Annotated in this window: 23 protein-coding genes, 1 tRNA gene and 1 pseudogene; 10 read left to right on the top strand and 15 right to left on the bottom strand. The window is 70.5% G+C overall.

Going from position 1 to position 25180, the window contains the following annotated elements:
• The first annotated feature begins 8 nt into the window (after positions 1–8).
• Complete coding sequence (locus AB0C38_RS14045) at positions 9–1379, top strand: solute carrier family 23 protein (protein WP_360671806.1); 1371 nt, start codon at positions 9–11, stop codon at positions 1377–1379.
• On the opposite strand, the gene AB0C38_RS14040 is transcribed toward AB0C38_RS14045, so the two are convergent.
• Positions 1333–2286 carry a cation diffusion facilitator family transporter gene (locus AB0C38_RS14040; protein WP_360671803.1) on the bottom strand — a complete coding sequence of 318 codons (954 nt, stop codon included), beginning with the start codon at positions 2284–2286 and terminating at the stop codon, positions 1333–1335. The two genes, AB0C38_RS14045 and AB0C38_RS14040, sit on opposite strands and share 47 nt — an antisense overlap.
• A gap of 54 nt (positions 2287–2340) precedes the next feature.
• On the opposite strand from AB0C38_RS14040, the gene AB0C38_RS14035 reads away from it, so the two are divergent.
• Positions 2341–2700, top strand: a complete 360-nt coding sequence (locus AB0C38_RS14035; RefSeq protein ID WP_360671800.1) for a metalloregulator ArsR/SmtB family transcription factor — start codon at positions 2341–2343, stop codon at positions 2698–2700.
• On the opposite strand, the gene AB0C38_RS14030 is transcribed toward AB0C38_RS14035, so the two are convergent.
• The 3 genes from AB0C38_RS14030 to AB0C38_RS14020 are packed head-to-tail and all read right to left on the bottom strand — an operon-like array spanning position 2697 to position 5797.
• On the bottom strand, positions 2697–3707 hold the full coding sequence (locus AB0C38_RS14030; protein ID WP_360671799.1) for an SEFIR domain-containing protein: 1011 nt from the start codon (positions 3705–3707) through the stop codon (positions 2697–2699). The two genes, AB0C38_RS14035 and AB0C38_RS14030, sit on opposite strands and share 4 nt — an antisense overlap.
• Before the next feature lie 12 nt (positions 3708–3719).
• Positions 3720–4529, bottom strand: coding sequence for a MerR family transcriptional regulator (locus AB0C38_RS14025; RefSeq protein ID WP_360671796.1), 810 nt, complete (start codon positions 4527–4529; stop codon positions 3720–3722).
• Positions 4530–4537: 8 nt separating this feature from the next.
• On the bottom strand, positions 4538–5797 hold the full coding sequence (locus AB0C38_RS14020; protein ID WP_360671794.1) for an amidase family protein: 1260 nt from the start codon (positions 5795–5797) through the stop codon (positions 4538–4540).
• A 471-nt stretch (positions 5798–6268) separates the two neighbouring features.
• Here AB0C38_RS14020 and AB0C38_RS14015 point away from each other — a divergent pair, with 471 nt between their 5' ends.
• From AB0C38_RS14015 to AB0C38_RS14005, 3 genes are all read left to right on the top strand, one after another.
• Positions 6269–6715 carry a nitroreductase/quinone reductase family protein gene (locus AB0C38_RS14015; RefSeq protein WP_360671791.1) on the top strand — a complete coding sequence of 149 codons (447 nt, stop codon included), beginning with the start codon at positions 6269–6271 and terminating at the stop codon, positions 6713–6715.
• 186 nt (positions 6716–6901) lie between these two features.
• Complete coding sequence (locus AB0C38_RS14010; protein WP_360671788.1) at positions 6902–7510, top strand: HSP18 transcriptional regulator; 609 nt, start codon at positions 6902–6904, stop codon at positions 7508–7510.
• 72 nt (positions 7511–7582) lie between these two features.
• A complete protein-coding gene (locus AB0C38_RS14005; protein ID WP_284742728.1) occupies positions 7583–7756 on the top strand; it encodes a hypothetical protein in 174 nt (57 codons plus the stop codon).
• On the opposite strand, the gene AB0C38_RS14000 is transcribed toward AB0C38_RS14005, so the two are convergent.
• The 3 genes from AB0C38_RS14000 to mdlC are packed head-to-tail and all read right to left on the bottom strand — an operon-like array spanning position 7757 to position 11987.
• A complete protein-coding gene (locus AB0C38_RS14000) occupies positions 7757–8971 on the bottom strand; it encodes an aromatic acid/H+ symport family MFS transporter (protein ID WP_360671785.1) in 1215 nt (404 codons plus the stop codon).
• Positions 8972–8982: 11 nt separating this feature from the next.
• On the bottom strand, positions 8983–10410 hold the full coding sequence (locus AB0C38_RS13995) for a benzaldehyde dehydrogenase (RefSeq protein WP_360671782.1): 1428 nt from the start codon (positions 10408–10410) through the stop codon (positions 8983–8985).
• 2 nt (positions 10411–10412) lie between these two features.
• On the bottom strand, positions 10413–11987 hold the full coding sequence (gene mdlC / locus AB0C38_RS13990; protein WP_360671780.1) for a benzoylformate decarboxylase: 1575 nt from the start codon (positions 11985–11987) through the stop codon (positions 10413–10415).
• Between the two features lie 97 nt (positions 11988–12084).
• Between mdlC and AB0C38_RS13985 the strand changes: the two genes are divergently transcribed.
• Positions 12085–12975, top strand: coding sequence for a LysR family transcriptional regulator (locus AB0C38_RS13985; RefSeq protein ID WP_360671777.1), 891 nt, complete (start codon positions 12085–12087; stop codon positions 12973–12975).
• Here the strand turns inward: AB0C38_RS13985 and AB0C38_RS13980 are convergent.
• On the bottom strand, positions 12972–15269 hold the full coding sequence (locus tag AB0C38_RS13980; protein ID WP_360671774.1) for a restriction endonuclease: 2298 nt from the start codon (positions 15267–15269) through the stop codon (positions 12972–12974). The genes AB0C38_RS13985 and AB0C38_RS13980 overlap by 4 nt on opposite strands.
• 23 nt (positions 15270–15292) lie before the next feature.
• Complete coding sequence (locus AB0C38_RS13975) at positions 15293–16060, bottom strand: cellulose-binding domain-containing protein (RefSeq protein ID WP_360671772.1); 768 nt, start codon at positions 16058–16060, stop codon at positions 15293–15295.
• A 156-nt stretch (positions 16061–16216) separates the two neighbouring features.
• On the opposite strand from AB0C38_RS13975, the gene AB0C38_RS13970 reads away from it, so the two are divergent.
• The 3 genes and pseudogenes from AB0C38_RS13970 to AB0C38_RS13960 all read left to right on the top strand — a co-directional run bounded on the left by AB0C38_RS13970 (position 16217) and on the right by AB0C38_RS13960 (position 19020).
• Positions 16217–17158, top strand: a complete 942-nt coding sequence (locus tag AB0C38_RS13970; RefSeq protein WP_360671769.1) for an NmrA/HSCARG family protein — start codon at positions 16217–16219, stop codon at positions 17156–17158.
• A 48-nt stretch (positions 17159–17206) separates the two neighbouring features.
• A pseudogene (locus AB0C38_RS13965) lies at positions 17207–18971 on the top strand (AfsR/SARP family transcriptional regulator).
• Positions 18937–19020 (top strand) — tRNA-Leu (locus tag AB0C38_RS13960). Before AB0C38_RS13965 ends, AB0C38_RS13960 begins: the two are co-directional and overlap by 35 nt.
• Here AB0C38_RS13960 and AB0C38_RS13955 read toward each other — a convergent pair.
• The 6 genes from AB0C38_RS13955 to AB0C38_RS13930 form a co-directional block, all read right to left on the bottom strand.
• Positions 19002–20756 carry a recombinase family protein gene (locus tag AB0C38_RS13955; RefSeq protein WP_360671766.1) on the bottom strand — a complete coding sequence of 585 codons (1755 nt, stop codon included), beginning with the start codon at positions 20754–20756 and terminating at the stop codon, positions 19002–19004. The two genes, AB0C38_RS13960 and AB0C38_RS13955, sit on opposite strands and share 19 nt — an antisense overlap.
• A gap of 150 nt (positions 20757–20906) precedes the next feature.
• The gene (locus tag AB0C38_RS13950) at positions 20907–23042 is read right to left on the bottom strand and encodes a cell division protein FtsK (protein ID WP_360671763.1); all 2136 of its coding nucleotides are present in this window, start codon (positions 23040–23042) and stop codon (positions 20907–20909) included.
• Positions 23035–23733 (bottom strand): hypothetical protein, encoded by a 699-nt coding sequence (locus AB0C38_RS13945; RefSeq protein ID WP_360671760.1) that lies wholly within the window; start codon positions 23731–23733, stop codon positions 23035–23037. Before AB0C38_RS13945 ends, AB0C38_RS13950 begins: the two co-directional genes overlap by 8 nt.
• Positions 23730–24059, bottom strand: coding sequence for a hypothetical protein (locus AB0C38_RS13940; RefSeq protein ID WP_360671757.1), 330 nt, complete (start codon positions 24057–24059; stop codon positions 23730–23732). The genes AB0C38_RS13945 and AB0C38_RS13940 overlap by 4 nt, the downstream gene beginning before the upstream one ends.
• The gene (locus AB0C38_RS13935; RefSeq protein ID WP_360671755.1) at positions 24056–24391 is read right to left on the bottom strand and encodes a WhiB family transcriptional regulator; all 336 of its coding nucleotides are present in this window, start codon (positions 24389–24391) and stop codon (positions 24056–24058) included. The genes AB0C38_RS13940 and AB0C38_RS13935 overlap by 4 nt, the downstream gene beginning before the upstream one ends.
• A complete protein-coding gene (locus AB0C38_RS13930; RefSeq protein ID WP_360671937.1) occupies positions 24388–24576 on the bottom strand; it encodes an excisionase family DNA-binding protein in 189 nt (62 codons plus the stop codon). The genes AB0C38_RS13935 and AB0C38_RS13930 overlap by 4 nt, the downstream gene beginning before the upstream one ends.
• 156 nt (positions 24577–24732) lie before the next feature.
• Between AB0C38_RS13930 and AB0C38_RS13925 the strand changes: the two genes are divergently transcribed.
• Entirely contained in the window at positions 24733–25113 is a 381-nt protein-coding gene (locus tag AB0C38_RS13925; protein WP_360671752.1) for an XRE family transcriptional regulator, read from the top strand.
• Positions 25114–25180: the final 67 nt, after the last annotated feature.

Raw genomic sequence — 25180 nt, 5'->3', positions numbered from 1 at the left:
GAGTTCCGATGACCACGCGCATCACCGTCCCGGCACCGGCCGAGCCCGTTCCCGTCTTCGACGTCGGCATCGACGACAAGGTCCGCGTCGGCAGCGCGGTCGGGCTGGGGATCCAGAACATCCTCGGCATGGCGGGCCTGCTGATCTTCCCCGCGCTGATCGGCACGGCGTTCAAGCTGTCCGCCACCGACACCGCCTACCTCTACGGCGTCACGTTCATGACGTCCGGGCTGGTGGTGATCCTGCAGTCGGTCTTCCTGCTGCGGCTGCCGATCATCCAGGGCCCGTACGCGGGTTCGCTCGCCGCGCTGCTGGCCGTCGGGCACGGGCGTGGCGGGCTCGGCGCGGCGTTCGGGTCGATGGTCGTCGCCGGGCTGATCTGGTGCGTCATCGCGATCCCGCTCAAGCGGTTCGGGCCGATCACCTACCTGGCCAAGTTCGTGCGTGACCCGATCATTTCCGGTGTGCTGGTGCTGATCCTGGCCACCCAGCTGACGAGCACCGCGCTGCCCAACTGGATGGGGACACCGACGAGCCCCGGCTTCCCGTGGGTGAACCTCGTCGCGGGCGGCGTCGCGGCGGCGCTCGTCATCGCATTGACGTTGCTGCGCCGCGGAAAACTGCTGCGCCGCGGTGCGGTCCTGGTCGCCGTGGTCGTGGGCACGCTCGTCTACGCGCTGCTGGCGCCGACCAACTTCGGCGCGGTGGGGGAGAACCTCGGCTTCACGGCGCCGCGGATCTTCCCGTTCGGCTTCGAGGTGCACGGCGACCTCGTGCTGATCTTCTTCATCACGCTGCTGCCCGCGATCGCCGAGAGCATCGCCACCTACGACATCGTCGCGGACTGGGGCGGGCAGGAGCTGTCGGCCCACCGCGTGGCCCAGGGCGTGTTCGGCGAGGTCCTCGGTAGCACGGTCGGCGCGGTGTTCGGCGGACTGTCCACTTTGGCCTACCCGGACAACATCGGCCTGCTGCGCGTGACGAAGGTCGGCTCGCGGTACGTCACGCTGGCCACCGGCGTGATCCTGCTCGTGCTGGGCGGGCTCGGCCCGTTCGACCGGCTGCTGCAGGCGGTCCCGCTGCCGGTGCTGGCCGCGGCGGGCACGGTGCTGTTCGGCGTGCTGTTCGCCAGCGCGATCGACGTCCTCTCGGGCGTGCACTGGTCGCGCGACAACCTGATGCTGGCCGGCTTCCCGTTCATCACGGCGATCGGCGGGCTGTTCGTCCCCGCGCCGACGCTCAAGGCGATGCCGGCGCTCGTCCAGCTGATCCTCGCGCAGCCGCTCATCCTCGGCACGGTGCTGCTGGTCGTCCTGAAGCTGGCGTTCGGCCTCACCGGTGGTGGGCGAGCGGCTGGTGATCCCGCTCCGCCCCGGTAGCCGGTTCGGTGTGGACGACCACCGCGGCCAGCCGCGCGACCGCGTGCACCAGCCGGTGCTCCACGGCGTGCGCGAGCGCGTGGGCCTCTCGGACCGTCAGGTCCGCCGCGACGGTCACCGCCAGCTCGGCCCGCAGGTGGTGGCCGATCCACCGCATCCGCAGGTCACGCGCGCCGAGCACGCCGTCGACTTCGAGCGCCGTCCGCTCGGCCAGCTCCACCGACGCCGGGTCGACGGCGTCCAGCAGCCGCCGGAACACCTCCTTCGCCGCGTCGCGCAGCACGAACACGATCGCGACCGTGATGCCGAGCCCGACGATCGGGTCCGCCGCGGGGAAGCCGAACGCCACGCCGGCCGCGCCCGCGACGACGGCCAGTGACGTGAAGCCGTCCGTGCGGGCGTGGACCCCGTCGGCGACCAGCGCGGCCGAGCCGATCTCCCGGCCGACCTTGATCCGGTACCGCGCGACGATTTCGTTGCCGGCGAAGCCGATCACCCCCGCCACCGCGACCACCCACGGGTGACCGACCGGCCGCGGCTCGACCAGCCGCAGGACGGACTCGTACCCGACGAGCATCGCCGAAGCGGCGACGACCAGCACGACGACCACCCCGGCCAGGTCTTCCGCGCGGCCGAGGCCGTAGGTGTAGCGCCGCGTCGCGGCCCGTCGCCCGAGCAGGAACGCGATGCCGAGCGGGACGGCGGTCAGCGCGTCGGCGAAGTTGTGGATCGTGTCGCCGAGCAGCGCGACCGACCCGGTGACGAGCACGAGCACCAGCTGCGCGACGGCGGTCGCGAGCAGCGCGGCGAACGACCACGCCAGCGTGCGCAGGCCGCGCCGGCTGGTCTCGAGGGCGTGGTCGACGCGGTCGGCGGAGTCGTGGCTGTGCCCGTGCCCGTGTCCCATGGGGTGAGCCTATCTGCGTATGCACGCAGATACGCAAGTAGTAAGGTTCGCCGCATGCACGCGTCGTCGCCGGAGTTCGACATGCCCACCGACGAGCAGGTCCACCTGGCCGCGGAGTCGTTCCGCCTGCTCGCCGACCCGACCCGCATCAAGGTGCTTTGGGCGCTGCTGCAGGGCGAGTCGTCGGTGGCGTGCCTGGCGGAGCTGGCGGGCGCGGCCCCGACGGCGGTCAGCCAGCACCTGGCGAAGCTCAGGCTGGCCGGCCTGGTGAAAGGCCGCCGCGAGGGAACGTTCGTCTACTACTCGGCGGCCGACAACCACGTGCGCGGCCTGCTGGCCCAGGCGCTGCACCACGCGGACCACCTGGACCGCGACCTCCCGGCCGAGCACGCCCACCACCCGCGGACGGACTAGCGCTCGAGCGGAGCCGCGAGCCGCGCGACGAGCTCCTCGGCGATTGCCCCCGCCCCGCGATGCAGCTCTTCGGGGGCGAAGGCCTCCTCGGGGCCGATCCTGATGCGCCCGGGACTGGTCAGGCTGAACGTCGCGTGGTGGGCCGACGCCTCGGCGATCCCGGTCGTCGCGGTGACCGGGTCCAGCCCGATCCCGGGAGCCAGGTGGCCGGACCCCGGGAGGCTGATGGCCAGCAGCGTCCGCAGCCGGACCGCGACCTGCCGCGCCAGGCCCTCCTGATCGAGAACCGCTCCGGGCAACGGGAACCAGCACGTCCGCTGTCCGTCGCGCACCACGGCGAGTCCACAGTCCTCTGCGCGGGAGTCGGTCGAAAACGCCCACGCCGCGTCCTCGGACGATCCGACGCTCAAGGACTGCGTCGGCGAGAAGAGCCCATCGGCCCTTCCGAGGGTCGCCAGTTCGTCGCACGTCCGCTCGAACTCCGGTACGCCGTGTCGTGCCGCCGGAACGAGATGCACCTCGACGAGCGGGCGCTGCGGCTGGTAGCCCTGCGGGAGCAGCTCCGATCGCCACGAGACCGCCAGGGACTGCCGGGTCAGGTGGCGGAGCAGGTGGTCGACGCCGTCCGCCGTCAGCGCGGGGACCAGGAACTGGTCGGCGCTGTGACCGTGCAAGAACGCGGGGAGGTCGCCGATCTTCCGGCCGGGCAGGATCGCGGGGAGGAGCTTCGGGGGCCGATCACCCTGGAGAAGGTCGCGCAGCGCCGACGCTTCGGCCTGGTCGCCGAGGTCGGCTCCGTCGCCGAGGCGCCGATAGCCTTCCGACGCCACGACGATGACGAAGTCGGCTTCAGTGAGGTTCTTCAGCGCCCAGGCGTACTCGCCGGCTCCCTGGTCGAGTTCGACGTCGACCCCGTTTTCCCGCAGAAGAGCCGCGAACCGCCGGACCGCGGCACAGTGCTGGTCGGTGTCCCGGGTGTAGGAGATGAAGGCACGGGGCGGCGTCATCGGAGGATCCTCTCAGCTGATCGGCTCCTGCAGCTCCGTCACCCAGCCCGAAGGGTCCTCGGGGCAGTCGAGGTACAGCTCCCGCTGCGGCCCGGCCGACGTGAACCCGTGGTCGGCAACCCACCGGACCACCGCCTGCCAGCTCGGCAGCACGCCGTCGATCGCGCCGCGGTGGACCAGCGTCGCCGCGCGGACCGCCGGCAGGTCCACCACCGTCAAGCCGTTGAGGTCGCCCGGCCCGGCCGACGCCGGAACCGCCGCGTGCACGACGACCTCGTCCTCCGCGCGCTGCTCGTAGTAGCACGTCAGCCGGCCCGCCGGGGTGACGTCGGCGAGGGGGAGGCGGCGGCCGAGCTCCGCGCACAGCGGCCGGACCACCGGGCCGATCGCCTCCGGCGCGAACCCCGCCGCCACGCCCGTCAGCTCGACCACCCGCAGCGCGGGGAGCTCCTTGACGACGACGTCGTGCGTCGTCGGCCGGCCTTCGTCCTCGATCGTCCGCAGCCGGGCCTCGACCTGAACGAGCCGCGCGGCGCCTTCGGCCAACGCGGCTTCCAGCTCCGCGCGCCGCAGCGCGAGCATGCCGCGCACCTGCTCGACCGTGACTTCGTCGGTCAGCAGCGTCGCCACCTGCTCGAGGGTGAACCCGAGGTCCTTCAGCGCGACGATCCGGTTGAGCCGCGCCAGCTGGCCTGCGTCGTAGCTGCGGTAGCCGGTCGCGGGGTCGACGCGCGCCGGCCGCAGCAGGCCGAGCGCGTCGTAGTGGCGCAGCATCCGGACCGACACGCGGCCGTGGCGGGCGAAGTCGCCGATGGAGAACACGCATCCGATCATTCCGCAGGCGGGACGAATCCGCCGACGACGTCCGCGGCGAGCTCGGCGAACGTGATCGCGGTGTCGTCCTCGTGCGCCGGCCCGACCACCTGGAGCCCGACCGGCAGCGCGCCGCCGGCCGGGGCGCTCACCGCCGGCAGCCCGGGCAGCGACGCCTGCGCGACCCAAAACACCTGGTCGTCGTAGCGGTGCCGGTCGTCGTGCGGGAACGCCGTCGTGAACACGGTCGGGCAGAGGAAGACGTCGACGTCCGCGAAGTACCGGCCCCACGCCACCCCCAGCGTCGCCCGGAGCCGCTCCTGCTCGGCCACGCCGTCGGGCTCCCGGCCTTCCTGTGCGGCGAAGAACAGCTCGACCTGGAAGCCGAACGCCTCCGCCTGGACGACCGGATCGACGTCGTCCGGCCAGCCTTCGACCACCCGCACTCCGGCCCGGGCGAGCGCGTCGACGGCGTCGGACAGGACCTGGCCCACCTCGTCGGTCACCGGGCAGCCCGGATCGTCGAGCACGACGCCGACGCGGAAGTCCGCGAGCCGTGATCGCCGCGACCGGGCTCCCGGTTCGCCGGTGACGCTCAGCGCGAGGCGCAGGTCGGCGGCCGAGCGGGCCAGGGGGCCGACGGCCGACGGGAACTCGCGGACGGGATCGGCGAAGGGCCCGGGCGGCTGGAAACCCCGCAGCGGCACGGTTCCCGGCGTCGGCTTGAGGCCGTAGACGCCGCAGTACGCGGCCGGGATCCGGATCGACCCGGCCAGGTCCGAGCCGTACTCCAGAAAGGACAGTCCGGCCGCGAGCGCGGCCGCCGCCCCGCCGCTCGACCCGCCCGGCGTCAGCTCGGGGTCTCTAGGGTTCACCGTCCGGCCGTAGACCGGGTTCTCGGTCCGGCCGAAGTCGGCGAGCATGTGGTGCACGTTCGACTTGCCGACGACGATCGCGCCCGCGCCCTCCAGCCGTTCGACGACCGTGGCGTCCTCGTCGGCGACGCTGGTCGCGAACGCCGGCTCGCCCCAGGTGGTGGCCATCCCGGCGACGGCGAAGGCGTCCTTGACCGTCATCGGGACGCCGTGCAGCGGGCCACCGGTCGTCATGTCGGCTTTCGAAGCAGCCTCGAGCGCGAAGTCGCGGCGGGTCGCGACGACGGCGTTGACCTCGGAGGCGTCGATGCGGGCGAAGAGCTGTTCGGTCAGCTCGCGGGCCGAGAGCACGCCCCGGCGGAGGTCGGCGGCCACCTCGGTGGCGGTGCGGAAGAACGTCATGGGTCCGGGATAGCGGCTGACACGGTGTCAGGGTCAACTGTCGAGTCCGGTACCGGCGTGCCCAGGACGGGTTCGGCGCGGTGCCGGCCGAGGTGCGCGACGACCGACGAGCAAACGCGGATGCTGGCCTTCCTCGGCCGGGCGTGGGCGCCGGTTGTTTCCGCGTCGCGCCACGGTGGTAGCCCCCAGTGATCGCCGTCCGAGTCGCGGACGGCGCAGTGTGGCGGAGGGAAAACCGATGCCGACCACAGCTCGTATGACCGCACCGCCGGCCCCGCCCGAGCCGATTCCGTCCGATCCCGTCGCCCCGGACCCGTCGTTGCCGGGCCCGGATCCGGACCGGCCGGCTCCGGAGCCGGGTACGCCCGTGCCGGACCCGTTGCCGCCGGAAACGGAACCCGGTCCGGCACGCCACTGACATACGAGTCCGAGATCATATGAAACTCATATGATCTCGTGTACGGTCGTGGCATGACAACAGCGCAGAACTACCGGCGGATGGTCAACGCTGGGAACAAGCTCGTCGTGGGGCTCCAGCGGATGGGGGTCGCGTTCGGCCCGATGCAGCTGCTCACGGTCCCCGGACGGCGCACGGGAGTGCCGCGCACGTTCCCGATCGCGGTCATCCCGATCGGCGGCGACCGCTACATCTTCCAGGCCTATCCGAAGGCGGCCTGGGTGGCGAACGCCCGCGCGGCGGCCGAGGTGACGCTCACCCGCGGCCGCCGCACGTCGCCGGCCCGCCTCATGGAGGTCCCGGTGGAGGAGCGCCGCCCGCTCCTGCGCGAGCTGGTGGCGAACAGCCCGGCCAGCGTGGGAAAGCGGCTGGTGACAACGGGTCTCGCGGAGGCGGCGACCCCGGACGCGGCGGCCGCGGCGGCGGAGCGCATCGCGGTGTTCAGGGTCGAGTCGCTCTGAGCCGGTGGTCGAGGTCGAGCTGTTTGCCGGCGACCGATCTCCGGGCCCGGCGTCACCAGCCGGTCGGCTCGACCTCGCCCACGAACGCCCGCAGCACCTGCTCGGCGACTCTGGCGTCACCACGCGCTTGTGTTCTAGCATGTCGTCAGAACGATGACAAGATGCGAGTCGTCGAAAGGATGACGAGTGGACGCAAGCGATCCCGCCGACGCGCTGCGCCGGATCCACGAGGTGGTCGCGGCCGCCCGCGCCGGCTCGGCGGACCCGGATCGGCTGCTGTCCGCGCTGGCCGGCCTCCGGGTGCTGCGCGACGAGCTCGCCGGCTGGGAGCCCGAGCTGATCACGGCGGCCCGGGCGGCGGGTGCCAGCTGGGTGGCGCTGGCGCCTGCACTGGGCGTCGCGAGCCGTCAGGCCGCGGAACGGCGCTACCTGCGGCTGCAGCCGTCGAACACGGGGGAGAAGACGGGCGAGGCCCGGGTCGACGCGGAGCGTGACCGCCGGGCAGGCGACCGCGCGGTCGCCGACTGGGCGCGCCGCAACTCGGTGGTCCTGCGCCAGCTGGCCGGCCGGGTGAGCGCGCTGGACGGCCTCGGCCCGGCAGCCCAGGAGAGCGCGGACCGCCTGGGGGCGGCCTTGGGCGGCGACGACCCCGCGACGCTCCTGCCGCCCTTGGCCGCGGCTCAGCCGCACCTGGCTGTCGAGCACGCCGGGCTGGCGGAGCAGCTCGGGGAGATCTCGGACGAAGCGGACCGCCTTCGCCGGGACGCGGCGGGGAACCGGCGGACGAAGGACTGAGACGGAGCCCGACTCTACCCACGGCCGGTTGAACGGTGTCTGAGCCCGCGCGGCAGCGGGTACCACCCCACCATGGACGACAAGATCCCCGACCGGACGGAAACCCGCGCCGAGCTCCTCCCGGAAGAGCAAGCCGCCGACAGCGCCGACCCCGAGGCCCAGGCCCGTGAGGTGCTGAAAGACTCCGACCGCCGCACCGAGGACCCCGAGCCGACCATGCGCCGCCGCCCCGAGGAAACGGCCTGACTACACCGCCGTCAGCTCCGCGGGCGCCCGCGACTCGCCGCGCAGCATCAGCACCGCGAGCAGCCCGAACGCGGCCACGATGGCGAAGAAGTAGAACCCCCACGGATACGCGACCCCGGCCGTGACCAGCGCGCCGGTCACGAACGGCCCGAGGATCGACCCGAGCCGCCCGACCGCCGACGTCAGCCCGAGTGCCGTGCCCCGTGCCTGCGCCGGGAACGCCTGGGCCACGTACCCGTAGATCAGCACCTGCGCGGAGAACACGAACACGCCGGTCAGCAGCACGACCGCGTTGAGCACGAACGCGTTCCCGATCTTCAGGCTCAGCGCCGCGAGCAGCACCGCACCCGCGCCGAACCAGATCCGGGCGATCGGCCGGATGCCGAACCGGTCGGCGATCGTGCCGGCCAGCACCAGCCCGAGCACCGCGCCGATGTTGAGCACCAGCAGCAGCGTGATCGACGTCGAGATCGGGTAGCCCGCGGTGCGCATCAGCTGCGGCAGCCACGTGTTGAGCCCGTAGACCAGCAGCAACCCCATGAACGAACCGGTCCACACGGCGATGCTGATCCGCCGGAACCGCGCGCCCAGCAGGTCGCGCAGCCCGACGCGCTCGGTCGCCGCGTCCTCTCGGGACGCGAGGTAGGCCGCCGATTCGGGCAGCTTCCACCACATCAGCGGCACGGCCAGCAGGCCGACGATCCCGCCGCCGTAGAACAGCAGGTGCCAGTCGTCTTTCGCGTACAGCGCGAGGATCGACGTCAGCACCGCGCCGACGTGGTAGCCCGTCATCGTGAACGTGCTGGCGCTGGCCCGCCGCCGGGCCGAAAGGTTCTCCGACATCACGGTCAGCGCCACCGGCATGCACGCGCCGAGGCCGAGCCCGGCGACGAACCGGAAGATCCCGAACGTCGCGACGTTCGGCGCCACCGGCGTCAGCAGGGTGAACAGCGAGAACAGCAGCACCGAGCCGATGAGCATGCCGCGGCGGCCGAAGCGGTCGGTGAGCGGACCGAGGAACGCCGCACCGACCGCCACGCCGACCAGCGACACGGTGGCGACCGCCGTCGCGCCGGCCGCGGTGAAGCCGAGGTGGCCGCTCTTCAGCAGGGTCGGGATGGTGGCGCCGAGCGCGACCAGGTCGTAGCCCTCGAGCAGGACGGTCAGCCAGCAGAGGACGGCCGTCCACACGGTACGGGCGGGAGACGTCGTCATCGTCGTACTCCTCAGAAGGGGTAGCCCGCGATGTCCGCGCGGACGGTCAGCCACTGGGTTTCGGTGAAGGCCTCGATGTTGGCCTGGGCGCCGCCGAAGCGGGAGCCGTTGCCGGAGTTGCCGACGCCGCCGAACGGCGCGGTGGGCTCGTCGCCGACGGTCTGCTCGTTGATGTGCACCTTGCCCGAGCGGACCTCGTCGGCCAGCGTCATCGCGGTGCCGACGTCGCCGAGGATGCCGACCGACAGGCCGTACTCGGAGTCGTTGACGATCCGCGCGGCCTCGTCGAGGTCGCGGTAGGCGCGCACCGGCGCGACCGGGCCGAAGATCTCCTCGCGCCAGGCGGGGTTCTCGTCGGAGAGTCCGAAGAGGACGGTCGGCGGGTAGAACGGTGCGTCGGGCTTCCCGCCCGCGACGACCTGTGCGCCGGCCGCGACACTCCGGTCGACGACGTCGGTGACGTGGGCGAGCTGGCGGGCGTCGATGATCGGGCCGAGCGCGACGTCGCCCGCGGCCGGATTGCCCACCGGCAGCCGGCGCGCCTTCTCGGCCAGCGCCTCGACGTATTCGTCCACTTGGGACTCGTGCACGAGGTGGCGTCCGGTCGTCATGCAGATCTGGCCCTGGTGGAGGAACGAGCCGAACGCGCCGGCGGACGCGGCCTTGGCGACGTCGGCGCCCGGCAGCACGACGAGCGCGTTGTTCCCGCCCAGCTCCAGGTGCACGCGCTTGAGCGCCCGCGCGGCGGCCTCGCCGACCTTGCGCCCGGCGGCCGTCGAGCCGGTGAACGACACGACCGACACCTCCGGGGCGTCGACCACCGCGGCGCCGACGGCGGCGTCCCCGGGCAGCAGGTGCAGCAGGCCTTCGGGCAGCCCGGCCTCTTCGAAGACGCGCACGATGCTCACCCCGCCGGACACCGCCGTGCGCAGATCCGGCTTGAGCAGCACGGCGTTGCCGAGCGCGAGGGCCGGCGCGACCGAGCGGATCGCCAGGATCAGCGGGAAGTTGAACGGCGAGATCACCGAAACCACCCCGGCCGGGAGGCGCCGGGCCAGCGACCAGCGCGGTTCGCCGGTGCTCAGCACCTCGCCGCGCGGATGGGTGGGCAGGGCCGCGGCCTCGAAGCAGATCCCGGCCGCCATCTCCGTCTCGATCCCGGCCTTGGGCCGCGTCGAACCGGCTTCGCGGACGATCCAGTCCTGCAACTCGGCCGCGTGCTTCTCCCACAGGTCCCCGGCGCGGCGCAGCACCGCGGCGCGCTCGGCGGGCTTGCGCCGGGCCCAGTCGCGCTGAGCCGCGGCGGCGGCCGAAGCGGCCTTCGCGACGTCGTCCGGCGTCGCGATGCCCACGCTGCCCAGGATTTCCCCGGTGGCCGGTTCGACGACCGGATGGGTCCCGCCGGTACCGCGGACGAAGTCGTCGTCGAGCAAGGTCATGATCACTCCGGTGAGGTCGGTTCGGTGTCGACCTGGATCAGCCGCGGGCCGTCCGGGGTCGTCTTGAGCTGGGCGTACAGGTCGTCGAGGCCGGTGACGGTGGTGGCGGAAACGCCGTAGCCGGCGGCGATCGCGGTGAAGTCCAGGCCGGGAATTTCGGTGCCGGGCACGTCCGGCGTCCCGAGCACCTCGCCGAACCACTGCAGCGCGCCGTAGACGCCGTTGCGCAGGATCACGAACGTGACCGGGACGCGGTAGTGCGCCGCCGTCCACAACGCCGTGATGCCGTAGTTCGCCGAGCCGTCGCCGATGACGCCGACGACCGGGCGGTCCGGGCTGCCCATGGCGACGCCGACCGCGGCGGGCAGGCCGAAGCCGAGCCCGCCGGCGGCGGGGAAGAAGTACGAGCCTTCGCGGCGCAGGTCCAGCTGCCGCCACCAGGCCGAGTTCGTCGATGTCGATTCGACGACGTAGCGGGTGTCGCCGGGCTGGGTTTCGCGCAGCGCCGCGAAGACCTGCTCGGGGTGCAGCGCTTTCTCGCCGGTCTTGGGCTCCGGGTTCGCGACGAAGGCGCCGGTCGACGTTCGTGCGGGCACCTTGGCCAGCAGGGCCTCGATCACCGGTGCGGGGTCGGCGACCAGCGCCTCGCCCATCGGCGCGCGGGCCGCCGCGCCGAAGTCGTCGGTCACCTGGACCAGCCGCGTGCCCTCCGGTAGGTACGAGCCCGGCACGTACTGGTGGTAGCGGAACACCGGCGCGCCGAGCACGAGCACGAGGTCGTGCCCGGTCAGCGCGGCCGAGACCGGCGCGATGCCGGCCGGCAGCACGCCGCGGAAGAGCGGGTGCCGGTTGGGGAAAGGCAGCCGGTGCGGCGACGGCGCCACCCAGGTCGGCAGGCCGAGGTGCTCGGCGAGCGCGACGGCCCGGTCGAACAGGCCCACCGCGTCGAGGTCGCCGCCCAGGACGAGCGCGGGGTTGCGGGCACTGGCGACCTGCGCGACCAGGTCGTCCAGCTGGGCCGGTGACGGGTTGAGTCCTCTTCGGACGTCGCGGTCCAGGGTGACGGCGGCGTTCGCGTCCAGTTCGGCGGCCCAGTCGTCGTAGGGCACCGAAAGGTAGCTCGGGCGCCGGTGCAGCTCGGCTTCGAACACGGCCTGCGCGAGCGACCGCGGGACGTCTTCGGCGCAGCTCGGCTCGCCCGACCAGGCGACCAGGGGCCGCATCAGCTGCGTGGCGTCGACGTTGGCGAGCATCGCCTCCATGCCGATGGCCGCCCGCACCTGCTGGCCGGCCGTGAGCACCAGGGGAGAGCGCGAGTAGACGGCGTTGGTCAGCGCGCCCATCGCGTTGCCCGAGCCGGCGGCGGCGTGCAGGTTGACCAGCACCGGGCGGCCGGTCGCCTGGGCGTAGCCGTCGGCCATCCCGACGACGGCGCCTTCGTGCAGGCCGAGGACGTAGTGGAAGTCATCAGGCAGCTCGGCGAGGAACGGCAGCTCGTTGGAGCCGGGGTTGCCGAAGATCGTGGTCAGGCCACGGCGGTGCAGGAACTCGTGGGCGAGCCGGCGGGCGGTGGGCATGCGCGGGTCCTCCTCGGGCGGGTTGCCCAGACCCTAGGGAGGTCCCCGGCTGTGTTCCAATAAATGTTGGCTCGGTCGTTCATAGATGGGATCGATGATGCGGGACTTCGACCTCAACCTGGTGCGCACGTTCGTGCTGCTCTACGAGACCCGCAGCGTGACCGCGACGGCCGAGTCCCTGCACGTCACGCAGCCGACGATCAGCTACAGCCTGCAGAAGCTGCGGCGCCGGTTCTCCGACGAACTGTTCCGCCGCACCGGCGGCGGCCTGGTGCCGACGACGACCGCCCGTGCGCTCTACGAACCGCTGCACAGCGCGCTGTCCGGCATCGAGACGGCGGTCAGCGGCGCGTGGTCGTTCTCGCCGTCGACGGCCCGGGCGGCGTTCACGCTGTGCCTGTCGGACCTGGGGGAGATCTCGCTGCTGCCGCGCCTGATGGCGGCGCTGCCCGCCCAGGCGCCGGGCGTGACGCTGACGGTCCGGCCGCTGGACGTCGACCGCGCGGCCGACCAGCTCGGCCGCGGCGAGATCGACGCGTTCATCGCGTCGCCGCTGATCAGCTCCCAGCGCGTGGCGAGGGTTCCGCTGTTCTCCGAGGGCTACCTGGGCATGGTCGCGGCCGATCACCCGCGCTTGGGTTCCGCGGTCGAGTTCGAGGAGCTGGCGGCGGAACGCCACGTGACGGTGTTCGGCCCGACCGGCCACGACGGCCCCCGCCGCGCTCTGGAGGCACACGGCTTGCTCGACCGCGTGGTCCTGGAGGTGACGCGCTTCGCGGCCCTGCCGTACCTGGTCCAGGACGGCGAGCTGGTGGCGATGGTGCCGCGCCTGGTGGCGGAGATGTTCGCGGCGCAGCACCGGGTCCGGCTGGTCGAACTGCCGCTCGAGGTCGAGCCGGCGCAGGTGTCGGTGTACACGCGCCACACGCACGCCCGCAGCCCGGCACAACAGTGGCTTGTGACATTCATGCGCGAGGTACTGGGTTAGCTGGCGTCCTCGAGAAGACTGCGAAAGGACTCCGTGACAGCCAGGTCGCGGGGCTTGGCGGCTGGACCGTCTTCGAAAGCTGTCTGTCCGAGCAGAGGCAGTTGCCGGGAGTCTTTCGGCTGCTCGCGGGAGAGCGTTTCGAGAGCCGCCATCGCGGCCGAGTAACCAGGGCGAAGCTCTTCAGGAAGTTCTTCGAGAGGAATAAAGGACAAGATTTCGTCGAGCTCCCAAAGGGGCTCGTGACGTGCCAATTCTTGCGCTTTGCCGACCTCGTCGTTCAGCCATTCGCCAAGCTCCTCGTAGATCGCCGCGGTGATTTCTTGCTCGAGCGTCTGCAAGCGCTCTGACGCTCCACGAACCTCCAGGTCGGTCAGTACGTCTTCCAGGTAGTTGAAGGCCGACCATCGCTCGATGAGCTCGTCGTTGGCGTCCCATTCATACCGAATCATCTTGTCGAGCAGTTCTCCCGACAAGCGTAACCGAGTGTCCTCGGGTATGAACTCGCTCGCTTCGACGCCGGAGGCAAGAGAAGCGAGGCTGTTCGAATCGTCGTACAGATCGGAGTCCAGGACGTCGTTCTCGATCGCTCCCACCGCGAATTCGGCGAGTTCGTGCGAGGCGATCACTGTCGCTATCTCAAGGCAGCTCTCCGGGTCGGCGGCGTTGTCGACGAGGACGGTCGTCAGGGAATCGCTACGGTCGAGCATCAGGTTCAGCAGGAAGGAGCCGGGGTGATCGGAGGCCAAGGTGGCCAGACGGTGGATCCGCGGCGCGTCCGTGACGCTGTCCAGGAGCTTGTCAAGGGGAGCCCGGTTCGAGAGGACCCGAACCTGCAGATAGTCGCGGATGGACGGGTTGTCGAAGTCCACAAGCAGCTGGGTCGGGAACTCGACTTCGAACAGCGCGAGTTCCCGCCAGGTCTCGATCATCGAACCGTCGAGCACCTTCATCGCGCGGTCGAAGAGCCGCCGGCTGTCGTCCTGCCCGAGCGCTGTGCGGTAGTGGGCCCAGGCTTTGTGCAGGAAGTCCAGTTCCGCGTGCCCGTTGAAGGTGAAGAGCGCCTCGAGCAGGTGGACAGCGGGCTCGTCGAGATCCTCCTCGACGGCGTGCGCCCAGATCCGCTCCGGGTTCTCGAAGTTGAGGAGCAGCGCCTTCGCGACGTCCTCAGTGTCGTCGCGGGCCGCGAGGCGCAGAGTTCCTTCGACGAGCCGGGGATTGAAGTTGCGATGCCGGACCAGCTCCAGCCAGCGAGACGGGTCTGCGAACCTCCGCTTTTCGGCGGTCGTGAGCTGCGAGTAGTAGACGTGGTTGTACAGGATGTTCGCCCGGACGCCGCGGTTCAAGGTACCCATCCGGACGTCGCACGTCACCGGCTCGAGATCGCCATCGTCCAGGCTTTCGTAACGGCGTTTGGCCTCTTGGAGGATGTACTCGCGAGTAGTGAGGAGCAGGAGCTTTCCGGGCGTTTTCCGGACCCTGCGCATAACTCGGAGAAGACGGCGGTCCTCGTTCTTCCCGAGCTGGTGTTCGAGGGTGATCTGGCCGAGGAAATCGTCGTAGAAGAACAGCTGCGGTGTGCCGTCCAACCAAGCCCTGTCGATCTCGTCGACGTCGCGGGACACGTCGACAACCTGGTACCCGTTCTCGAGATGGAGCCGGGCGAGCATCTTCGCGATGGTGGTCTTGCCAACTCCCGGGATCCCGGCGAGCAAGCAGATTGATTCCCGGCCGAGCAACCTCCGGGCGGTGTCGAACACGGGAGTCGGGACGAACGTCTTCGCGGCTTCGTCGAGCTCGTCGACCAGGTCGGCTGACCGGATCAGCGCGTCCTGGCGTAGAACTTCCTGCAGGACGGTCGTGTTGGAAAGCCACAGCCGGAAGTGCTGTCGCACGAGGCCAGGACGTTTGCGGAGCTCCTCGGCGATCTGCTCCGCGCCATAGAGGTCCCCGGTGGTGCGGACGAACGGTGAAAGGTCCTCGAGCAGGGTGTCCTTCGCGTCCACCGTCAGCTCGACGCTCGTCGCGAGGATGTATCGGGCAGGCTGAAGGGCCGCGATCTTGGGGCGTTCCTTGTCCCGCATGTGCGCGAGCAGCTTCGTCCTGCCGGTGCGCGCCCAATGCTTGCACTGGATCACTACCGACGAGCCGTCGTCGGCCATGTGCCGGAGGTCGACGCCGCCGTCGGCGCCTCGCGCGAAGATCTCGATCCTCAGGCCCAGCATCTCCTCGAACAGGTCCCGGCAGAGCACTTCGAAGTCGTAGTCACTCAGCCGCCCCAGGTCGAACGAGTCCATCGGCCCATTCTGCCCAGCGGTGTTCAGCCCGCGTCGCAGCGGGCGCCGTTGAGGGTGAACGCCGTGGGCGCCGGGTTGCCGTGGTCGAAGGCGCCGTTCAGGCCGGTGCTGACGGTCGCGCCCGGCGCGAGGGTGCTGTTGTAGGACTCGGCGTTCACGGTGACCCGGGTGCCGCTCTGGCCGTACTTGCCGTCCCAGCCGTGGGTGACCCGCTGACCGGCGGCGAACGTCCAGGAGAGCGTCCACGGCGACAGCGTCTCGCCGCCCTTATTGGTGATGGCGACTTCCGCGGTGAAGCCGTCGTTCCACTGGTCCGACAGGGAGAAGCGCACGACGCACGTCGCGGCTTCGGGCGGGGGCGGCGGCTGGGACTCGGCCGACGACGTCGCGGTCTGCCGCAGCACGGTCGGGATCGGCGTGGGGCTCGGTCTCGCCAGGGACGGCGTCGTCGAACGCGTCGTCGTCGCCGGCGCGAGCGGGCCCGGGGGCGCGGCCGCCTGGCGCTGGGGCGAGCTTTCGGACGTGACGGCGATGAGCACGAGGCTGCCGAGCACCACAACGGCGCCGGCGATCCCGAAGATCCACCGGATCCGCCGCCCCACCCGCTGCTGGCCCGCCGCGGCCTCGCGCGCCCGCTGCTCGAGCCGTTCGCGGTAGCCATCGCCGGTGTCCTCCTCGCGAGCCGCCGTGGCCGGGGCCGGCCCGCCGAGCGAGCGCGGGGTCGCCCCGGTCTCCCGGAGCAGCTCGGCGACGGAGATCTCGTCGTCCCGCCGCCGATCGGCGCGCGCCATCCGGAACCTCCCGTTCTGCGGCCCGACCGGCGAATCCTAGGAATGCCGGGGCGGTCTTGTAAACCGCGTGCACGCGGCGTGCACTCCCCGTGCATGTCGCGGCGGTTTCCTGGACCGGTGGCCGGACCATCCCGGCCCGAGCCCAGGAGGTTCCCGATGTCCGACAAGAAGATCATCGCCGTCGTCGGTGCGACCGGTCAGCAGGGCGGCGGCCTGGCCCGCGCGATCCTCGACGACCCGGAGCAGCGGTTCGCCCTGCGCGCGATCACCCGAAACCCGGACTCCGCGGCCGCGCAGGCACTGGCCGCGCGGGGCGCCGAAGTCGTCGCCGCCGACCTCGACGACGAATCGAGCGTCACGAAGGCCCTCGAAGGCGCGTACGGCGCTTACCTGGTCACCGCGTTCTGGGAGTACAACTCGGTCGAACGCGAGCAGCACCAGGCCCGCGCGCTGGCGGCGGCCGCGAAGGCCACGGGGCTGCGGCACGTGATCTGGTCGACCCTGCCGGACACGCGCCTGCACCTGCGCGACGACCGCGTGCCGACGCTCCACGAGCGGTACAAGGTCCCGCACTTCGACAGCAAGGCCGAAGCGGAGGCGTTCTTCGTCGAGGCGGGCGTGCCGACGACGTTCCTCTCGACGACCTTCTACTTCGAGGCCTTCGTCGACTTCTTCCGCCCGGTCCGCGACGACGACGGCGTCCTCGCGCTGCACCTGCCGATGGGCGACCGGCGGCTGCCGGGCATCGCGGCGGAGGACATCGGCCGGACGGCGTTCGGCGTCTTCGTGCAGGGCCCGTCGCTGGCGGGGGAGACGATCAGCATCTCCGGCGAGAACCTGACCGGCGAGGAGTACGCGGCGGCGTTCGCCAAGGAGCTCGGCACCGACGTCGCCTACCGGCCGATGAGCGTCGAGGCCCTGCGTTCGTCGGGCTTCCCGGGCGCCGACGACCTGGCGAACATGTTCTTCTACTACGCCGAGCACGAAAGCGCGTTCGCCGGCGCGCGCGACCCGGAGGCGGTGCGGAAGCTGAACCCGCGGCTGCAGGACTTCGCCACCTGGCTCGCGTCGCGGCGGGAGGCCTTCCAGGGGCTGTGACGGAATACGGGTCCGCGGCTGCCGGTTGCGCTCTGCGTGACCGATGCGATGCGGTTCGAAGTCCTGGGCCCGGTCCGGGCGTGGCGCGGTGACGTCGAGATCGAGCTGGGCCCGCCCCAGCAGCGGGCGGCCCTGGCGGTGCTGCTCCTGCAGGAGGGCACGCCGCTGTCGCCGTCCCAGCTGGTCTCGGCGTTGTGGAGCGGCGCCGAGCCACGGGCGGCGGTCGGCATGGTGCGCTCGTACGTGTCGCGCCTGCGGCAGGCGGGAGTGCCGATCGAGTCCGCGGGCGGCGGCTACGCGATCCGGCCGGAGTCCCTGGACGTCACGGAGTTCCAGCGCCTGCTGTCTTCAGCCGACCCCGATTCCTTGCGCGCGGCGCTTCTTTTGTGGCACGGCACGCCGTTGACCGGGGTGAACGGCGACTACGCGGAGGCCGCCCGCGTCCGTCTCGCGGAGCTGCGCTCGACGGCCCGGGAGACGTTGGCGGAGGCCGACATCGCCGCTGGCCGCCACGCCGAAGCGACGGCGGCGTTGACGGACCTGATCGCCGAGCAGCCACTGCGCGAGCGGCCCCGCGAGCTGCAGATGCTGGCGCTGTACCGCGCGGGCCGCCGCCTTGGACGTCTACGCCCGGACACAGCGCCTGCTGGAATCCGAACTGGGCATCTACCCCGGCCCCGAGCTGCGGGAGATGCAACGCCGCATCCTCGCGGCGGACCCTTCACTGGCCCCGATGTCCCGCCCGTCCCAACTACCGCCGGACCTCCCGGAGTTCGTCGGCCGCGCTGCCGAGACTTCAGCGCTGTCCGAAGCTCTGACCAGGTCTCCGGCCCCGGTGATCGGCATCGAGGGCCTGGCAGCGATAGGCAAGACGGCATTGGCGGTCCACCTCGGCCACACCCTGACCCCGAGCTTCCCGGACGGCCGGCTGTTCCTGGACATGGCGGCATCGGCGGACCCGCTGTCCGAGCTCCTGCGCGGCATCGGCGTCACGGATCTCCCGGCGTCACCGAGCGAGCGCGCGTCCCTGTGGCGAACCCGAACAACAGGCCGCCGCCTGCTGGTGATCCTGGACAACGCCCGCCCGGCCGACAACATCCGCGCCCTGCTCCCAGGCACGAACGGCCCAGCGCTGATCATCACGGCGCGCCAACGCCTGTACGACCTGGCGCACGCACACTGGACGAAACTGGGCGGCCTGGATCTCGCGGACTCGCTGGCCCTGTTTTCCCACCTCCTAGGCCCGGAGCGCGTCAGCCGTCAGCCATCGGAGACCCGGTTGCTGGCCTCCCGCACGGGAGGTCTCCCTCAGGTGATCCAGGCAATCGGCGCGCGCCTGTCGGCCCGCCCGGACTGGACCATGGCAGAGGCGCTGGAGAGGGTAGGGCGCCCGGCGCCGGGTGCGCCGGCAAGGCCCCCGGAGTGCGAGGCGATAGAGAAGCCGTACGAGTCGGCGCTGGCGGAGCTGTCCCCCTGGCAGTCTCGGGCATTCGAGCTGCTGTCAGCGTTCCCGACATTCTCGACAGCGACGGCATCCGAGGTCCTGGAACTGGGTCCCGCGGACACGACGAACCTGCTGGAGTCCCTGGTGGACGTGCACTTGCTGGACCCGTCTGGGACGGAGCGCTACAGCTACCAGGAGCCGGTCCGCATGTTCGCCCGAGGCCGGGCTGAATCGATGCAGCGAAACCCATCCATGATCCCAGAGCGGCCGCAGCGACAGATCCAGACCCCCCTGAAGCAGGGCGCGGGGGAGCCGTATACTCTTTCTTCAGCAGGTCCGAGTGGCGGAATGGCAGACGCGCTAGCTTGAGGTGCTAGTGCCCTTAACGGGCGTGGGGGTTCAAGTCCCCCCTCGGACACACGCACTATCTACACCCGGGCTGGTCGTCGCATAGACGGCCAGCTCTTTTGGTTCGTAGCGTAGCTCCAGGTTCAGGGCTCGGTACAGGCGGCTCATGCCAGCCGTCGTTGCGTCGGCCAAGGTTCCGCAGACGTCGCCGAGAGCGTCGATCCTCGCGTAGATCTCGGCGCGGCTTACCGTCGAGTCGGCTGGAACGCTCTCGATCTGGGCTTTCGCGGCGGCCCGTTCCGCCTGTGCCTGGTTCATCGGGTCGACGAGCGCTTCGGGCTCGACGCCGGCCGCGATCGCGGCCTGATACCGCTGAAGCCTCGCTTCCGCGTCCGTCAACCGGTTTCGCGCCGCTTCGAGCGGACCACCATTGGCCTGACTTCCGTCCGATCCGAGCAGCGCGGCCGCCGTTCGGTCGCGGTGGTCCGGGTGGAACAGCTCATGAAGCCATCCGTTGATCGCCCCGACGACCACGCCCTCGCGCAGGTTGACCGTCTTTGGGTGGTCCGCCAGTTTCGGTGAGCCGGGCGCCATGGTCCGTGAGGTGCAGCGGTAGTAGGCGCCTTTCCTGATCGTGGCGCCTTGCATCTTCCGGCCGCAGACTCCGCATCGGACCAGCCCGCGCAGCAGATACGCCCGTGCGGTCTTTCGGGCGCCCCGCTCGGCCTTGCGAGCCGTCTTCAATCCACCCGCCGACTTCGACCGGCGGAGGAGTTGCGCTTGCGTGAACGTCTCCACAGACACGATCGCCGGATGTGCCTGCACGCGCGACCGCACGATCCGGTCGGGAGCAGCGCGCTTGAACCGCACCACGTGGCCCGCGGCGACGTCCTCAGGGTCAAGCAACGTCTCGTGTTTCGTCCAGCGCCCGAAGATCGCGTAGCCGGTGTATCGCGGGTTGTCCAAGATCGCCCGTACCGAGCTACCTTGCCAGCCGTCCGCGAGCCGGTGCCGGTTCTGATCCCGCCGATGCGCGGAGGGGCAAGGAATGCCGTCCCGGTTGAGGAGATTGGCGATCGCTCGGTCGCCGTTGCCGTCCAGGTACTCGGCGAAGATCCGGCGCACCACGTCCGCCGTCGTCTCGTCGGTCGCCAACGCGCGCAACTTGAACCCTTCGGCAGCCTTCCGCGGATTCGGGTGAGGACCACTGTCGACGACGATGTACCCGTACGGCGCCCGGCCGCCTTGGTGTCGTCCTTCGTTGATCACCTGCGCGTCCATTGCCGCGCGGACGCGCGCCTGAACGTGCTGGCGCTCCGACTCGCTCATTCCGCCGAGCACGCTCATCAGCATCTTGTGAGACGGGTTCCGCGCGTCGTACTTTCCGCCCAGCTCCGGCACCCACAGATCCACGCCGTACGCGGCGAACTTCGGCGCGATAAGCGAGAACTGGTTGCCGAACCAACAGCGCGTGCCCTCACCGACCACGATCGCGTCCCACCCGCGTCGCGGGTCCTTCAACGCTGCGAGTAGCCGCGCGCCTTCCGTCCTCCGTTCCCACGGGACGGAGCGCGACTGGCCAATGTCGAAGAACTCCGTCACGATCTGCCCGCCGAGCGGCTCGACGAACTTGCGCGCGTTCCCGAACTGCCAACCGCGCGAGGTTTCCGGGTCCTGGTTGTCCTCGGTCGAGCACCGCCCGTAGGCCGCCATTGCGCCGATCCCGTCGTCCACCACGTCGGCGATCTCCAGACCCAGGATGTCGTCCAGGGTCGACCACGGGTCGCTGATGATTTCAGCTGTCACGGTTCACCTCCTCCGCCGGAACGTCCAGGACCGGCACCTCAGTAACCTCGATCAGAACGGCCAGTAGTGCACGCGCAACAGCAGGCGTCAGCTCAGGCAATCCCGCAGGTAGGATAACCCGGATCGGCGGATCTTCGGAACGAGCGGCGCTCATCGCTGATCGTCCTCGTCTGTCGCCCCGGTACCAGCGGTCGCGCGGTCGATGGCGCTCCTGATTTCAGCCATAAGGTACCCGCGTACCTGCCGTGTCTCGCCGTCTTCGCTGGTCACGCGGTCTCGCGTCGGTCGGCATCCCGCGTCGGTCATCTGCTGCGCGAACGTCTTCCCGTCGATCTCCAGAGCGCTCAACAGCTCGGCCGTTGGTACGAAGTCCCTGCCGTCCGGGCTCAGGTCATCGCCCAGGTACTCGACGAGCGACGCGAGCACCTCGGGCAGCTCACCAGGTGACTGAATCGCGTCAACCGCGTGACCTGCGCCGATTGCCTTCACCACGGCTGCGTGGTCGAGTACCGGCATGGTGTCCTGTCCGGCCGCGTGTCCGGTGAGCGTCCCAGCCGCTTCGCGCAGCGTCCGGCCCTGCTCGCAGATGGTCCGCCAGTCCTCGTTCGGCATGTAGTACGTCCGAACCGTCATGGCCAGCACATCCGCGCCGGCTGACGTGTCGCCGTCCGGCCGCAAGATGCCCACTCCCTTGTGAGAGGGGAGCAGCCGAGACGAGTCGAACCCGCGCGTGTTCATCTGCTCGCCGAGCACGATGTTCGAGTCGCGCCAGTCCATCACCCGCAGCGCGAACCGCGACCCGAGCACCGCCCGCAGCCCGGAGGGGATCGTCTTCGAGTCCGGTCGCTGTGTCGCCAGTACGAGCACGATCCCGGCGGCCGGTCCCTTCTTCGCCAGCCACGTCAGCAGCTCGCCGACGTACTCGCCTGCGGTGAGCTTCTTTCCTTGCACGTCAACGGGTGTGCGGTCTTCTAGGGGAACCTGAACCTCATCGATGAAGATAGCCGTAATGGGCATGTTCAGCGCCTTGTCGCGGGACATATCCGGCGTGACCTTCGATTCCGGACACGTGAGGTCGTCCAGGTCGCGCATCCGCCGGAACCGCGCCTGAACCTCACCGACCAACTCAATCAGCCAGTCCACAAGCGCCAGAACGTGTTCGGGTTCATCGCCGGACATGAACCGGTGCGCCACCAGGCCAGCCGCGTCCCAATCCTTCCCGGCTTTGAAGTCCGCCACGTACAGGCGCACCCAGGCATCCAAGATGAGCCCGGCCGCCGCGAGCCGGGCGGCAAAGGTCTTGCCCTGCCGGGGGATGGCACCGACCAGGAGGGACGTCCACACCAGCGGCAGGTCAATTAGCCGGTCCCGCGCATCCCGTCCGAACGGAATCGGTCGCCACGCATCCCACTGCGCCACCCCGAGCAGCGGCGTCCGCAACGGCGGCGAAGCGTACGGGTCCTCATCAGCCACCCACATCGACACCCGTCCGGCGTGCCCACCGTTGCCGCGGACCCGTTCGACGATCAGCTGGACCTCATCGACGGCGAGCGCTGACGCGAGTGCGTCTCGATTCTTCACCACGTCGGCCGCCTTGCGGGTGGCAGGAAGGTCGACGGTGACCGCCCAGCCGTCGCCGACACGCGTCGCGCGTTCGACGAGCCGCAACGCCTCGTCCTTGCCGATCAGCTTTGCGTCCCGGAACGCGTCCACCAAGACCTGCGGGTCCATCGTCCAGGTCAACGTCCGCGGCCCGGCAAGCGCCGGCTTGCGACCGGGGCTGCCGTCCTTCCTGCGCCCGAGGATCGCGAGCGCCACGGACGCGGCGGCTCCGCCGATCCACAGAGGATCAGCGCCGTACACGAGGTTCACGACAGCTGCCGCGAGTGTGGCAACGACCACGACGGCACCGGTGACCTTCCACCGGAACAACGTGAGCGCCCGGATCTCCGTGAACTTGTCGGCCAACTTCTCCGACTCTTCGGCCGCCGTCCGGTAGTCCCGGACGGTGACCCACCCGCGCCACCACCGCACTCCTACGACCAGACCGCGAACGACCGCGCCGGCGTACCGCCACGGCGACTTCACCAGCCCGACGACGGCGTCTTTGCCAGCTTGGACGGCCTGCGGCTTGCTCTTCAGCCACAACGGCACACGCGGCGAATGCCGCCACCACAACACGAAGCGGTTCGTCTTCGGCTCTCGCCGACGCGGTTGAGGCAACGTGTCATCGACCAACTCGCCGTCGAGCACGGGATCGGCTTTGACCGGCAATGAGTCAGCCATTGCCCACCTCCGACCGCAGCGCCCTGGCCAGCCGGGGCGAGAGGCCACGCGAGCAGCCGGTAGCCCGCCGCACCCACGCCGGCGTGATCTCGACGTCCGGCGTCCAGCTCTCCCGAGCGATCGCGAGGTAGTCGGCGAACAGCACGCGGCGCCCAGCCTTCGCAGGCTCTTCGTGGCTGGCGTGCCGTTCAGCCGCGACCAGCACGGCGTCGGTGAGCTTGTCCCGCAGGTCGGTGATCGCCTCGACGGCGACGAACACCACGAGCGGCGGCACCGAGTGCAGCACGATCGCCGCAGCCTCCCCGGCGGCAAATGACGTCCAGGTGTTCATGACGTAGGTGGCCGCAAGCGTGAACCACTTCGCCCGTCGCACCCAGGCGCCCGTCCGGACCTGGTACCGCGCAGTGACCTGCTCGGCCCGCAGGATCGCCAACAGAACGAGAGAGACGGTCGGGTCCAGCACCCACGCGGCCAGCCACGGCAACGAACCCGGCCGCGTCCCGGCCGACGCGAAGCCCTGGACGTTGGTCATCGTGAACGCCAGCCCGAGCACGATCCCGGACCAGCACATCCAATCGACCTGCCGCCGCACGCGCTCGATCCGCAGCGCGACCACATCCGGATCGGTCTGGTACGCCCGCACCTCCGCGGCCTCGGCCGCGTCTTGCGCGAGCCGTTGCGCCCGGTTCATCGCCGACCACCCCGCTTCGAGGTGTCGACCGTGGTCACGGTCATAGCGCGAGTCAGCGCATAGGACGCGAACAGCGCCGGCAGCCCGAGCACGGCGAACAGCAGCCACGGGTTACCTGGGTGGGCGATCACGACCCACTGAACAGCGACGATCAGTCCGGCGTTGAACAGCACTCGCCCGACCAGCGACACGAGCCGCGCCCCGCTGCGAGCAGCTTCGGCGGCAGCCTTCGCCCGGCGGGAACCGGCCCGCCAGACCCAGAACAGCACGAGCAGCACGCCGACACCGGCGAGGATCTGCGTGGGCGTCACGGTGAGCCCGTTCATCGCGTACCCCGATCGGTCCGCTCGCCACGACGCAACCAGAGCGGGTGCAGCGCACGCCGGTCGTCGTCGGTCATCCCGCCCCAGACACCGACCGTGTGGACTCCGGCCGTCCGCAACTCCAGCTCCAGGCACTCGTCCCGGACGGGGCACCCGCCGCACAGCCGATCGGCCAGCTCCCCGTCGCTGCCCGTGTCGGGTAGCCCGTCGTCCGGCGGGGGCCACATACAGACTCCGTCGCTGGTTACGACATCGGTCAGGACGTCCGTCGGCACCCAGCGCAGCCGGTCCAGCCGCCAGGCGATCCCGATCAGTCGAAGGTCGTCGGCGCTCATGCGGCACCTCCGACCTGACGCGACCCCAGCAGGCGAGCCAGCTCGGTCGACGACACGCGGAGCCCGGAACGGCAGCGGGTGGCGCGCACCTCGCGGGTCCGGATCGCCCGGCTCACCGCAGCGCGGGACACGCCGAGCAGCCAGGCCGCTTCTCGAATGGTGTGAAAGGTGATTTGCGAGTTCATGAGAAAGACCAATCTGATGATTTCAAGACTATGTTGTTGATTTCAGCTCTGCGACGGACGCGTTTGTCCGACGCGCCGCCGGAGAAGCGCTAGGCGACGTGGTGAAAGCGCGAAGAACCGCTAATCTCGGCGCTGAGGCGGAGCGCGGAGGAATACGTGACGGAGGACTGGGCGGCAGTCGCCAAGGCCATCAACATGCGCGTGAACGAACTCGGCTGGCGACAACGCGAGCTGGCCGAGCGATCGCACGTGTCGCAGGCGATCGTGCGCGAGCTCCAGCACCACACGGTCGAGCGCCGCCGGAGCGCGCGCACGCTCGAAGCGCTGTCGACGACGCTGGGCTGGCACCCGCAACATCTGCTGGCAGTGCTGCAAAGCCGCACGCCGCAGCATCCGGACGAGCCGGCCGACGACGGCCACGAACTGTGGTCGCGGCTGGACGCGCTCGAACAGCGCCTGGCGGAGATCACCGACCGGCTGGAGGACGTCCAATCGAGCCTTGCGACGGTCGTTGAGCACGTCCGGCCGAAGCGTTAGCGACTTGGTGAGCGAGGTGTTTTCCATGCCTCTAATTCAAGGCCGGAACGGCGTCGCAACCCATGCA

The organism is Amycolatopsis sp. NPDC048633, from assembly GCF_040650695.1.
Taxonomy (GTDB): Bacteria; Actinomycetota; Actinomycetes; order Mycobacteriales; family Pseudonocardiaceae; genus Amycolatopsis.
This window is presented reverse-complemented; position numbering and strand designations above follow the sequence as displayed.